General features: G+C 68.7%; 8 protein-coding genes and 2 tRNA genes. 7 read left to right on the forward strand and 3 right to left on the reverse strand.

Annotated elements, in window-relative coordinates:
- Positions 1–11: 11 nt before the first annotated feature.
- From MY55_RS18730 to MY55_RS18750, 5 genes are all read left to right on the forward strand, one after another.
- Positions 12–5555 (forward strand): non-ribosomal peptide synthetase, encoded by a 5544-nt coding sequence (locus tag MY55_RS18730; protein ID WP_167595312.1) that lies wholly within the window; start codon positions 12–14, stop codon positions 5553–5555.
- Entirely contained in the window at positions 5545–6327 is a 783-nt protein-coding gene (locus MY55_RS18735) for a sulfotransferase family protein (protein ID WP_047236467.1), read from the forward strand. Before MY55_RS18730 ends, MY55_RS18735 begins: the two co-directional genes overlap by 11 nt.
- On the forward strand, positions 6314–7183 hold the full coding sequence (locus MY55_RS18740) for a TauD/TfdA dioxygenase family protein (protein WP_043579461.1): 870 nt from the start codon (positions 6314–6316) through the stop codon (positions 7181–7183). Before MY55_RS18735 ends, MY55_RS18740 begins: the two co-directional genes overlap by 14 nt.
- An 85-nt stretch (positions 7184–7268) precedes the next feature.
- Entirely contained in the window at positions 7269–8123 is an 855-nt protein-coding gene (locus tag MY55_RS18745) for a class I SAM-dependent methyltransferase (protein WP_043579463.1), read from the forward strand.
- A gap of 46 nt (positions 8124–8169) precedes the next feature.
- Entirely contained in the window at positions 8170–9168 is a 999-nt protein-coding gene (locus MY55_RS18750) for a sulfotransferase family protein (protein ID WP_047236468.1), read from the forward strand.
- 73 nt (positions 9169–9241) lie between these two features.
- Here MY55_RS18750 and MY55_RS18755 read toward each other — a convergent pair.
- From MY55_RS18755 to MY55_RS18765, 3 genes are all read right to left on the reverse strand, one after another.
- A tRNA-Met gene (locus tag MY55_RS18755) sits at positions 9242–9318 on the reverse strand.
- A gap of 35 nt (positions 9319–9353) precedes the next feature.
- Positions 9354–9430, reverse strand: a tRNA-Met gene (locus tag MY55_RS18760).
- Positions 9431–9517: 87 nt separating this feature from the next.
- Positions 9518–10675, reverse strand: coding sequence for a class I SAM-dependent methyltransferase (locus MY55_RS18765; protein ID WP_065202873.1), 1158 nt, complete (start codon positions 10673–10675; stop codon positions 9518–9520).
- A gap of 81 nt (positions 10676–10756) precedes the next feature.
- Here MY55_RS18765 and MY55_RS18770 point away from each other — a divergent pair, with 81 nt between their 5' ends.
- Complete coding sequence (locus MY55_RS18770) at positions 10757–11515, forward strand: pteridine reductase (RefSeq protein WP_065202874.1); 759 nt, start codon at positions 10757–10759, stop codon at positions 11513–11515.
- Between the two features lie 75 nt (positions 11516–11590).
- Positions 11591–12562, forward strand: coding sequence for a tRNA 2-thiocytidine(32) synthetase TtcA (ttcA, locus tag MY55_RS18775; RefSeq protein WP_043579469.1), 972 nt, complete (start codon positions 11591–11593; stop codon positions 12560–12562).
- Positions 12563–12565: the final 3 nt, after the last annotated feature.

The raw sequence follows: 12565 nt of genomic DNA on the forward strand, positions 1-12565 counted from the left end.
CAAGAATAGAGATGAGAGAGCCGATGCTGGCGCGGGAGGAAGCCCCGCCGGCGGACGCGGCCTGGACGCCGTTGCGCGCCGGCGCCGACGGCGTGCCGCGCGCCTGCGACATGACCGCGGACGACTGGCTGCTGGCTTACGACGTCGATGCCCAGCTGGCCGACGGCGGCGCGCCGGCAGCCGCCGGCCTGGAAAGCGCGCTGCGGGAGATCTGGCAGTCGGTGCTCGGCGTCGAGGGACTATCGGCGACCGACAATTTCTTCGCCGCCGGCGGAGACTCCATCGCCTCGGTGCAACTGGCGGCGCAGGCGCGCGCCAAGGGCATAGCCTTGTCGGCGCAAGACCTGCTCCGCCACCAGACCATCGCGGCGCTGGCGGCGAGCGCCAGCCAGGCCTCGCCCGAACGGCAGCCCAGCCAGGGGCGGTTGGCGCTGCGGCCCGCGCAGCTGGCGGCGCTGGATGGCGGCGCGGTGAGCCGCCGGTTGCTGCAAGTGCCGGAAGAGATGGACGAGCGTTTTCTGCAGGCCTGGCTGCGGGCGCTGCATGCCGGCCACGATGCGCTGCGGCTGCGGTTTGCGCGCCAGGGCGGCGAATGGCGCGCGGAATTCCGCGCCGATGCCGACGCGCTGGCGCGCGAGGCGCGGGATGGCCGCGCGGCGTCGTCGATGCCGCCGCAGCCGCAGGCCGATGCCGGTCCCGTGTTGATGGCGGCGCTGGAAAAGGGGCGCGATGGCGCGCGGCTATGGCTCAGCGCCCGGCAGGCGGCGGTGGATGCCGCATCGTGGCGCACGATTCTGGCCGACCTGCGCGCGGCCTTCGACGAATGGCGGCGGCGCGGCGCCATTTCCGCGCGCGGCGCAGCCGGGTTTGGCCGCTACCAAGAGTGGTGTGAGAAGCGGGAAGGCGAGCCGCGGCAAGCAGCTTGGCTGGCGGCGGGCGGCGAATGGGTCTTAGCGCCGGTTGCCGAGCTGGATGCGGCGCGCAGCGCCGCCATGCTGGAGAGCGGTTTGCGCAAGCATCGGGCGCGGCCGGAGGAGCTGTTGCTGGCGGCCGCGCTGTTGGCGGCTTGCCGCTGGTCGGGCGAGAGGGCGCTTACTCTGCGGCTGGCGCAAGATGGCCGCGCGGCCGACGCCGAGCTGGCGGCCACGGTCGGCCAGTTCGATGTCGAACGCGGTTTGACGCTGGCGCTGGCGGCCGGCGAGCTTGCGCCGGGGGCGGCGATCCTGGCGGCCAAGGAAGGCTGCCGCGCGCAGACCCAAGAGCTGGGCGACGCTGGCCGAACCGCGCGCCTGGCATTCCGTTACGACGGCGATTTCGACGCGCCGGCAGCGGCGCGCGCCGGCATCGCGCGGCTGGCGCTGCCGAACGACGATGACGACGCCGGCGGGCCGCCGTTGCGGCTGCGCGGCGAGCGGCGCGACGGCTGCTTGCGGCTGACGCTGAGCTGCCGCGCGGCGGCCGTGCCGGCGCAAGGGCTGGACGTGCTGGCGGCGCGGCTGGACGAGGCGCTGCGCGAGCTGGCGGAGCACTGCGCCGACCCGGCGCAAGCCGCCAGCCTGAGTCCGTCCGACTTCCCCGGCCTGGGCCTGACGGCGGCCGAACTGGCCGGCTGGCGGCAACGCTTTCCGGCGCTGGAGCAGTTGAGCCCGGCCACCGGCATGCAGATCGGCATGGTTTTCCACAGCCAGTTGCCCGGCCATGCCGACGCTTATACCAACCAGGCCTATCTGACCCTGGAGGGCGAGCTGGATGCCGGCTGGTTCCGCGAGGCTTGGCGCATCGTCATCGAACGCCACCCGGCGCTGCGCGCCGGCTTCGTCGGTTTCGAGCGCGAGCAGCCGCTGCAGCTGGCGGTGGCGGCGCCGGCGCTGGACTGGCGCGAGGAAGACCTCCGCGGGCAGGCGCCGGACGCGTTCGAGCGCTGGCGCCAGGCCGATCGCCAGACGCCGTTCGATTTCGGGCGGCCGCCGTTGATGCGCTTCCTGCTGGCGCGGGTGGGCGAGCAAAGCCACCGTTTTTGCTGGACCCATCACCACAGCATCATCGACGGCTGGAGCGTGACGCTGGTGTGGGACGAGGTGTTCGAGGCTTACCGCGCCTTGCGGGCAGGGCAGGAACCGGCGCTGCCGCCGGCGCCGTCTTTCGCCGAGGCGGCGTTCTGGCGGCATGGCCAGCCGCGGGAAGAGGGCTTGCGCTACTGGCGCGAGACGCTGGCCGGCATCGGCCCGCGCGCGGCGCTGCGGATAGAGCAGCCGGGCCTGCCGCCGCTGGGCGGCGAGGCGTCCAAGTCGCGGCGCCGGCTGAGCGAGCAGGCGACCCGCCGGCTGACGGAGATGGCGCGCGCCGGCCAGACGACGCTGGCCGCGACGATGCAGGCGGCCTGGGCGTTGCTGCTGGCGCATTACAGCGGCCAGTCCGACGTGGTTTTCGGCGTGACTTCGGCGGGGCGGACCATCGATCTGCCCGGCGTCGAGCGCATCGTCGGGCCGCTGATCAACACCGTGCCCGCCCGATTTGCGCTAGACCCCGGCGCCAGGCTGGGTGACTGGCTGCGGACCGTGCGCGACATGCATCTGCTGCGCGACCGGCATGCCAGCATCGACCTGATCGACATCCAGCGCCAGAGCGGCCTGCGCGCCGACCAGCCGCTGTTCGACAGCGTGGTGATTGTAGACAACTACCCGGCCGCCGATTACGGCGCGGCGACGGCCCTGCGCGTATCGGAACGCGGCTACGCCGGAGAAACCCATTACGGGCTCACCTTGTCGGTAATGCCCGGGGCGCGGCTGGCCTTCGACATTGAATTTGACTCATCGCGGTTTCACAAAAAGGACATTGACGCCATGGCCGATAAACTCGAATCGGTGCTTACCCGCATGCCCCAGAACCTGGCCGAGCCGCTGAGCGCGGCGGTCGGCGCCGCCGCGCGCGCCGAAGCCGCAAGCGACGCCGCCGGCCTCAGCATGGCGCGGCGCCAGGGCGACCTGCGGCTGGGACGGGATCTGGTGCCGCATCTGGTGGAAAACCACGCCCAGGACACGCCGGAGCAGATCGCGCTGATCTGCAACGAGCGCAGCTACAGCTACGAACAGTTGAACCGCGCCGCCAACCGGCTGGCCAATCACCTGCTGGAGCAGTTTCCGCAGTTGGGCGCGGACAGCCTGGTGGGCGTGCGCATCCCGCGCGGGGACAAGCTGGTCATCGCCATCCTGGCCTTGTGGAAGGCCGGCGCCGCCTATATCCCGCTCGACCCCGTCCTGCCGGCGCAGCGGGTGCGGGACATGCTGGAAACCGCCGGCGCGGCGTTCGTGATCGCCGACAGCGTCGAGGCGGCTGCCGACAACGCCGCCGCGCTGGGTATGCGCGCGGTGTCTTACGACGCCGTCGAACAGTTGCCGGGACTGGACGAGCGCAATCCGGATGTGCACATCTCCGGCAACGACCTGAGCTACGTGCTGTACACCTCGGGCTCCACCGGCAAGCCCAAGGGGGCGATGGTCGAGCATATCGGCATGCTCAACAACATCGTCAACAAGGCGATCGACTGCAAGGTGACCGAATCCAGCCGGGTGGCGCAGAACGCGTCGATGAGTTTCGACGTGTCGGTCTGGCAGATGTTCATCGCGCTGGCGCGCGGCGGCGCCACCGTGGTGTACGACGATCGCGCGGTCAACGATGTCGCCGGCCTGCTGGCGCGGCTCGCCGCCGACCGGGTCACCGTGCTGGAAGTGGTGCCGACCTATCTGTCGGTGCTGGTCGAGCATATCGAGGACAAGCACCCGGGTGGGCTGGCGCTGAGCGTCCAGTACCTTTTGGTGACCGGCGAGACGATAGAGGCGTCGCTGCTCAAGCGCTGGTTCAAGCTGTTCCCGCACACTCACGCGGTGAACGCCTATGGGCCGACCGAGGCGTCGGACGACATCACCCATCACCTGATGTCGGCGGGCGATGCGCTGGAGAATCCGGTGCCGATCGGCCGCGCGCTGGCCAACTTCGACGTGTACATCGTCGACGACGAATTGCGGCCGCTGCCGTACGGCGAGATGGGTGAAATCGTCGTCACCGGCGTCGGCGTCGGCCGCGGCTACGTCGGCATGGCCGGCGCCACCGCGCAGGCCTTCCTGGACAGCCCATTCCCGGACAAGTACCGCGGCCGGCTGTACAAAACCGGCGACCTGGGCGTGATGCGGCCGGACGGCGTGCTGCTTTATCACGGCCGCAAGGACAAGCAGGTCAAGATCCGCGGCATGCGCATCGAGCTGGAAGACGTGGAGCTGGCGCTGCAGGCCTTGCCGGCGGTGCGGCAGGCGGCGGTGCTGGAAATCCGCCCGGCGGGGCGCGAGGCTTTCCTGTGCGCCTTCGCGGTGGCGCGCGCCGACGGCGAGCGCGAAGCCATCGTCGCCGAACTGAAGGAAAAACTGCCGCCCTATATGGTGCCGTCGGTCTTCCGCTTTGAAAGCGAGCTGCCGCAGCTGCCCAGCGGCAAGATAGACCGCCGCGCGCTGCTGGCCGGTTACGAAGAGACGGCGCCGCGCGCCGCCTGCGTCGAGCCGACCAACGAGGTCGAGCGCCGGCTGGCGGATATCTGGCGCGAGGTGATCGGCAGCCAGGCCATAGGCATCAGCGACGACTTCTTCGATGTCGGCGGCGACTCCTTCAAGGCGATCCGCATCGCGGCCAAGTACGGCGCGCCGCTGGAGGTCACCCATCTTTACGACTACCCGACGATAGCGGCACTGGCCGAACATCTGGCCGGGCTGGACGGCGACGCGCAAAAGACGCTGACGCCGATCGCCGGCGATCCGGTGCAAGCCGAGGCGATGCTGCTGTGCATCGCCAATTCGGGCGGCGGACCGGTCAGCTTCATCGAGATGGGCCGGGCATTCTCCGCCGCTGGCGTGCCGTTGGCGGCATGCGCGGTGAACCTGCCGCGCAACGAGGTGGACGACGATGCCGCGATGGTGGCGGAGGTGGAGCGGCTGGCGGCGGAGGTCTGCGACGAATTGGGCCGGATGTCGTCTTTGCCGCTGATGGTGTTCGCGCAGTGCAACGGTTCGGCGCTGGCGCTCGGCGTCGTGCGCGAATGGAAGCGGCGCGGCGCCGACCTGCGCGCGCTGTGCATAGGCGGGGCCTTGCTGCGCACCGAGCCGACGCCGAAGGATGTGCGCAGCGACGAGCAGATCGTGGCCTTTCTCGGCTCCATCGGCTCCACGCTGCCGGCCGAGGCCGACGAGCGGGCGTTCTTCCTGCACGACTTCAGCTACGACTGCCACATGGCGGACAGCTACTACAACCACTTGGTGCGGGAGCGGGCCGCTGAGGCCGGCGAGCGCATCGGCGCGCCGGTGTTCTGCCTGGTGGGCACCGAGGACCCCATCGTGTCCGGCTACGCCGAGCGTTATCGCGACTGGGGCCTGCTCTCCGACGAGGTGAGCCTGATCGAGTATCCGGGCATCGGCCATTACCTGCTGCGCGATTGCCCGGCCGAACTGGCCGCCTCGCTGGCCGACATCTGGCGCCGCGTCGGCGGCAAGGAGGCGAGAAATGGCCGCTGAGCTGCCGAAACTGGCATTCGTGCATATTCCCCGCACCGCCGGCACCGCGTTCGGCCATGCTCTGGACCAGCTGTACCAGGGCCGCCGGACGGCGAAGTTCTACGCCGACGAGGAGGTCAAGGTGGCCAATGGCAAGATCGAGGCCTTCTGCCGGCTGGATGGCGCGGACAAGCAGGGCTTCGATCTGCTGCGCGGCCATTTCGTCCACGGCTTCGACCCGGCGCTGCGCGGCTTCGACTACGTCGCGCTGCTGCGCGAGCCGGTGCGGCGGCTGATTTCCTATTACTTCTACGCGCTGAAGGACAAGCGCAACTACCTGCATTCCTATCTGCTGAAGCGGCGGCTGGGCCTGGAGCCCTTCCTGCTCAGCGACGCCAGCATAGACCTGGACAACTACCAGGTGCGGGCGATATCGGGCGCGCAATTCGCCTCGGTGCGCGAACCGGTGTCGCAGCAGCATTGCGACGAAGCCAAGCGCAAGCTGGCCGAGGAGTTCGCCGCCTTCGGCTTGACCGAGCGCTTCGACGAGTCGATGGCGCGCTTCGCGCGCAAGTTCGGCTGGAACTTGCCGGCGCCCGGCAAGATGAACGCCGGCAGCTACGGCCCCGAACTGGAGCTGTCGGCCGCCTGCAGGGAGCGGGTGCTGGAGAAGAATCGTTTCGACGTCGAGTTGTACCAGTTCGCCTGCCGCCTGTTCGAGGCCGGCGGCGCGGCGGCGGAACAGGCCGGGATACCCATTGCACAGGAGAGGACAGAAGATGGCTACGCTTGAAATTCGCCCGCTCAGCGGCACCATAGGCGCGGAAGTGCGCGGCTGCGACGTCAGCCTGACGCCGTCGCCGGAGTTGGCCGGCGAAATCCGCCGCGCGCTGCTGCAATACAAGGTGCTGCTGTTCCGCGGCCAGCCGGCCTTGTCGATGGCGCGGCAGATCGCCTTCGCCCAGGCTTTCGGCGAGATCGAGACCGAGTTCCCGTCGTTCGCGCCCAAACTGGCCGAGAACCCGGAAATCACGCTGTTCGACAGCCGCAACGGCAGCGGCCGCGCCGAAATGTGGCATACCGACCTGACGGTGTCGGAGACGCCGACCGCTTTCGGCGTGCTGTGCGTGAAGGAGCGTCCGGCGCGCGGCGGCGACACGATGTGGGCGGATTCCGAGGCCGCCTACGCCTCGCTGTCGCCCGGCATGCGCGCCTTTCTGGAAGGCCAGCGCGCGGTGCACGACATGTACTCGCCGGAGTACGCCGCGCGGCCGGGCGGCAACAAGCGCACCGATCTCGACATGTCGCGGATTTCCCGCGCCGAGCATCCGCTGGTGCGGGTCCATCCGGAAACCGGCCGCAAATGCCTGTTCGTCAATCCCTTCTTCACGTCCCACATCGTCGGCTTCAGTTCGGAAGAGAGCGCCAACATCCTCAACTTCCTGTACGCCCGGATGGAGCGGCCGGAGTTCATCGTCCGCTGGCATTGGTCGGAAGGCGATGTCGCGATGTGGGACAACCGCTGCACCACCCACGTGGCGGTCAACGACTACGGCGACGCGCATCGGCTGGCGCAGCGGGTGTGCGTGAAGGGCGACGCGCCGTTCGGCGTGGGCGAAGCCCGGCGCGCCGCGCTGGAAACGGCCTGACGGCCGGCGGCGCAGCCGCGGATAAAGAGCGGCCGGGCATCGCGCCGGCCGCGTGGTTTTCACTCACTTCAATATGGGTAGCAAGATGTCGAACCAAGCAGGCGTGGCAGTCGTTGACTTCAATGGATCGATATTCCTCGAATCCAGCAATGTGCGGGCGCAGGCCAATCGGTTGAATTGGCGCTCCGAGGTGTTGATGGGCCGCAACCCCGATTGTTTCAAGGGCAAGCGCGTGCTCGACCTGGCCAGCCATGACGGCCGCTTCATGCACGCGGCGCTCAAGCACGGCGCCAGCAAGGTGATAGGGGTGGAGGCGCGCGAAGAGCACGTGATCCACGCGCGCCACAATCTGAGCCGCGCCGGACACGCGCCGGACAGCTACCAGGTGCTGTGCGGCGACCTGGTCGAGCACCTGAAGCAGATCGAGACCGGTTCGGTGGACACCGTGCTGTGCTTCGGCGTGTTCAGCCACCTGATCGAGCAGGTGGAGATCATTCGCGAGATCCGCCGCATCGCGCCGGGCGCCTTCATTCTGGACACCTGGGTGGCGAAGGAGCAGTGGAACCTGCGCGAGCGGCTGCGCAACCACAAGGTCAACCTGTGGGTGCGCGACACCCAGCAGGGCGGCGACCGCGGCCTGTCCTTGCTGGCGCGCTTCAAGCGGCTGATGGCCAGCGTGTTGCCGGGGCCGGGCAGCAAGGTGGGCAGCATGGTGCTGCTGTACGAGGACCCGCAGGCGCCGGGCGCGACGGTGCGCCCCAGCGGGCTGATGGCCTGGGCCAACCGCTCGGCGCTGGAAATGCTGTTCGAGCACTTTGGCCTGGAGCATGCGCGGGTGGACTGGATGGCGCAGCGGGTCAGCGACTGGACCGACCTGGAAGACTACCGCAACGGCTCGCGCGAGAGCTGGGTGGTGCGGCCGGGACGCCGCGCGTCCTGAAGCGTTTGCCGCGCCCGCCGGGCGCGGCGCTTGAAAGAGCGATGGCATGAGAAAGATATACCTGCGCCGCGTGAGCGGCGTGACGCATGGCGAGAGCACCAGGATGGTGCGGCCGGACGATTTCGCCAGCGATATCGTCGCCGCGGTGGATGCGGCGGCGCAGATAGAGGACTTCGGCCGCTACCTGCCGCTATGCGTGGACTGGCGCGCCGAGCGCCTGCGCTACAGCCGCTGGGAGGACGCGTCGCCGCTGTCGGACGCGCCGTTCCTGTACCAGCGGCAGCGACGGCAGGCGGCCATGCTGGCCGACATCCCGTTCGAGCGGCTGCCTGAACTGGGACAGGCCGAAGGCATGACGCCGACCTTCATCTTCTCGATCGGCCGCTGCGGCTCCACGCTGCTGTCCAGGATGCTGGCCGCGGTCGGCGAGCAGGCGGTGTCGGAGCCGGACGCGCTGACCAATATCGCCCTGGTCGACAACGCCGAACAGGGCCGGCAGGCGGCCGAGGCGGGCGAGCTCATCGTGCGCAGCTGCGTCGAGGCGTTGCGCCGCGCCTGCGGCCCGTCGCCGGTGATCAAGCTGAGGGCGGTGTGCAATCTGGCGGCGGCGGCGTTTGTCCGCGCGCTGCCCAACGCCCGCTATGTGTTCATGTTCCGCGGGCGGGAGGACTGGGTGCGTTCCTATTCGCGCGCGTTCGGCGACAGCGCGGCCGAGCTGGAGGCCCTGCTGCGGCAGTCGGCGCAGGCGTTTCAGCACCTGCGCGCGGCCGGGGCCGAGCCGGAGCTGGTGTGGTACGAGGACCTGCTGGCCGACCCGGCCGCCGCGCTGCGGCGCATCTTGCCGCACCGCGCCGACCTGGCGGCGTTCGAGGCGCCATTGGCGGAGGCCTTGCGCGCCGACGCGCAGCAAGGCTCCATCCTGGCGCGCTCGACGCTGGCGGCGCGCCCGGTGGCGGATGGCATCGTCGAGGAGTTCGAGGATTTGTGGCGGCAGTCGCGGCCGGAGGGCTTGTTGCGGGAGGCGGGGCTCGCGCGCCTGCTGTGAGGGCGGGCCGGCTTGGAAGCTGGCCGGCGGAAAAGCAAAAAGCCAGCTCGGAGAGCTGGCTTTTTGACTGCGCTGGTGGCGAATCAGGGACTCGAACCCCGGACCTGCGGATTATGATTCCGTCGCTCTAACCGACTGAGCTAATTCGCCGCGAGAAACCGCTTGCGCGTTTTCTCATCAAACTGTGGTGGCGAATCAGGGACTCGAACCCCGGACCTGCGGATTATGATTCCGTCGCTCTAACCGACTGAGCTAATTCGCCACATTTCGATGCCTTCGCACCGAGACGCGAACTATACTTAGGCCCCCTCGGGCTGTCAAGCGCCTTTTGCGAGATTGTGGCGAAGCCTCACAGCGTGTAGCAGCGGTCGCCGCGGGCGAAGCCCTGCCAGTCTATGTCCACGCCCTTGCCGAAGCCTATCGCCTTGAAGGTTTCGCCCATTTCCTGCGGCGACAGCAGCCGCTGCACGGCCTTGGCCACCGGCAGGTAGGCCTTGACGTCGTTGGGATCCAGCCGCTGCAGCGCCTCGACGATGCCGCAGTTAAGCAGGAACTGCGCCTGGCTGGCGTAGCCTATCAGGTCCAGCCCGGCGTCGAGGCCGCTTTGCGCGACCGCGCTGAAGTCGACGTGGCAGGTCAGGTCCATCAGGCCGGGCAGGTAGAACGGGTCCTGCACCGTGTGGTGGCGGTAGTGGCCCAGCAGCGTGCCCATGCTGCGCTCCGGGTGATAGTACTCGGACGCGGCGTGGCCGTAGTCGATCAGCAGGATGGCGCCGCGGCTCAGCGCGCCGGCCACGGTGGCGACGAAGGCGCGGTTGGCCAGGCTGATTTCGGTTTCGTAGCGCGGAATGTCCGGCACCAGTTGCGCGGCCAGCTCGGCCAGCCGGGCGTCGGCGAAGTCGCGGTCCTCGTAGGCCAGCGCGCCGTCGCGGACGGTGACGCCGCGCTGGCGCAGCCGGCGGCTTTCATCGCGGAACACCATTTCGCAGGGCATCGCGTCCAGCAGCTCATTGCCGATGACGACGCCGTCGATCGCGTCCGGCAGGCGGCTGGCCCATTCGACGCGGTCGGCCAGGTGAGGCAGCGCGGCGCGGATGTTTTGCCGTTGCCGCTCGATCAGGTCCGGCGACAGGTCTAGGATCACGTATTTTTGCGGCAGGCAGCCCAGCGCCTCCAGCTCGGCGAGCACGTCTATCGCCAGCTTGCCGGTGCCAGCGCCGAATTCGTAGATCGCGCCGGCGGTCTGCGGCAGCAGCTCGGCCAGCTGGCGCGCCAGCGCCTGGCCGAACAGCGGCGTCAGCTCCGGCGCGGTGATGAAGTCGCCGGCCTCGCCCAGCTTGCTGCTGCCGGCGGCGTAATAGCCCATTCCCGACGCGTACAGCGCCAGTTCCATATAATGCGAAAAAGGTATCCAGCCGCCGGCGTCGGCGATGGCCTGGCTGATGCGGCCGCTCAGGGCCTGGCTGATGGCCAGCGCCTCGGGGCTGGCGGCGGGTAGGGTGCTCATGGTGGTCGTCCTGCTACAATGTGGCGCGATTGTGGTGCAAAGCGCCGCGCCCGTGAAGAGGCAATTCTAAACGAGGAAACAATGCTGACAGAGCGACAACAAGATGAGCGCGTGATTCTGGTCACCGGCGCCGCGCGCCGGGTGGGGGCGGGCATTGTCAGGCTGCTGCATGCGCGCGGCTTGAGGCTGGTATTGCACTACCGCGGCTCGCAGGCCGATGCCGAGGCGCTGGCGGCGGAATTGAACGCGGCGCGGCCTGGCAGCGCCAAGCTGGTCCGGGCCGATCTGCTGGACACCGCGGCGCTGCCGGAGTTGGCGGCGCGCGCGCTGGCGGCGTTCGGCCGCATCGACGGCCTGGTCAACAACGCCTCCAGCTTTTCCCCGACCGAGGTCGGGCGGATAGACGAGGCCGCCTGGCACGACTTGATGGGCAGCAATTTGAAGGCGCCGCTGTTTCTCAGCCAGGCGTTGGCGCCGGAGCTGGCGCGCCGCGGCGGCGCCATCGTCGGCATCGCCGACATCCATGCGGAGCGGCCGATGGCGCGCCACGTGGTGTACAACCTGGCCAAGGCCGGCCACGCCCAGTTGATCCGCAGCCTGGCGATAGAGCTGGCGCCGGCGGTGCGCGTCAACGGCGTGGCGCCGGGCGTCAACCTGTGGCCGGAAGACGAGACGTCGTTCAGCGCCGAGGCCCGCGCCAGGATAGAGGAAACCATCCCTTTGCGGCGCGCCGGCGTGCCGGAAGACATCGCCCGGGCGGTGGCTTTCTTGCTGCTGGACGCGACGTATGTCACCGGGCAGATCCTGGCGGTGGACGGCGGCCGCGGCATCGTGTTGTGACGGTTTTGCGCCGGCATGGCTTTTGCCGGCGGGAAACGGTAAAATCGCCTGTTTTTCAATTTCTTAGCCGTACCCATGTCCGAACTGAACGCCGCGCTCGACGACAAGGCCAAGAAGGCCGCGTTTGAAGGCAACAAACTGGCCAAGCGCCTGCGCCACCATGTCGGTGACGCCATCAATGATTTCAACATGATCGAAGAGGGCGACCGCGTGATGGTCTGCCTGTCGGGCGGCAAGGACAGCTACACCCTGCTCGACATCCTGCTGGGCCTGCAGAAGTCCGCGCCGATCGACTTTTCCATCGTCGCGGTCAACCTCGACCAGAAGCAGCCGGGCTTCCCCGAGCATGTGCTGCCGGAATACCTCAAGTCCATCGGCGTCGAATACCGCATCGTCGAGGAAGACACCTATTCCATCGTCAAGCGCCTGGTGCCGGAAGGCAAGACCACCTGCAGCCTGTGCTCGCGCCTGCGCCGCGGCATCCTGTACCGCGTGGCGGACGAACTGGGCGCCACCAAGATCGCGCTGGGCCACCACCGCGACGACATCCTGCACACGCTGTTCCTGAACATGTTCTACGGCGGCAAGCTGAAGTCCATGCCGCCCAAGCTGGTGTCCGACGACGGCCGCCACATGGTGATCCGCCCGCTGGCCTACTGCCGCGAGAAGGACATCGAACGTTACGCCCAGCTGCGCGAATTCCCGATCATTCCGTGCAATCTGTGCGGCTCGCAGCCCAATCTGCAGCGCCAGGTGGTGAAGGAGATGGTCAACGACTGGGACAAGCGTTTCCCCGGCCGCGTCGAGAGCATGTTCCGCGCGCTGCAAAACGTCGTTCCGTCGCATCTGGCCGACACCAAGCTGTACGATTTCGCGTCCTTGACGACCGGCGACGCGCCGTTCGCCGGCGGCGATACCGCCTTCGACAAGGAAGAGTTCCGCGATCCGGCGCCGCACGAGGACGACGCGGCCGAGGCCGCGCCCAAGAAGCGCACCATCAGCATTCTCGACTCGCGCAAGCCGGAGGGCAGCGGCTGTGGCGCGTAGGGC

The organism is Chromobacterium subtsugae (assembly GCF_001676875.1).
Lineage (GTDB): Bacteria > Pseudomonadota > Gammaproteobacteria > Burkholderiales > Chromobacteriaceae > Chromobacterium > Chromobacterium subtsugae.

Excerpts from the sequence above, each read along its gene's own strand:
- MY55_RS18730 (WP_167595312.1), top strand. The coding sequence starts at position 12 with ATGAGAGAGCCGATGCTGGCGCGGGAGGAAGCCCCGCCGGCGGACGCG.
- MY55_RS18735 (WP_047236467.1), top strand. The coding sequence starts at position 5,545 with ATGGCCGCTGAGCTGCCGAAACTGGCATTCGTGCATATTCCCCGCACC.
- MY55_RS18740 (WP_043579461.1), top strand. The coding sequence starts at position 6,314 with ATGGCTACGCTTGAAATTCGCCCGCTCAGCGGCACCATAGGCGCGGAA.
- MY55_RS18745 (WP_043579463.1), top strand. The coding sequence starts at position 7,269 with ATGTCGAACCAAGCAGGCGTGGCAGTCGTTGACTTCAATGGATCGATA.
- MY55_RS18750 (WP_047236468.1), top strand. The coding sequence starts at position 8,170 with ATGAGAAAGATATACCTGCGCCGCGTGAGCGGCGTGACGCATGGCGAG.
- MY55_RS18765 (WP_065202873.1), bottom strand. The coding sequence starts at position 10,675 with ATGAGCACCCTACCCGCCGCCAGCCCCGAGGCGCTGGCCATCAGCCAG.
- MY55_RS18770 (WP_065202874.1), top strand. The coding sequence starts at position 10,757 with ATGCTGACAGAGCGACAACAAGATGAGCGCGTGATTCTGGTCACCGGC.
- ttcA (WP_043579469.1), top strand. The coding sequence starts at position 11,591 with ATGTCCGAACTGAACGCCGCGCTCGACGACAAGGCCAAGAAGGCCGCG.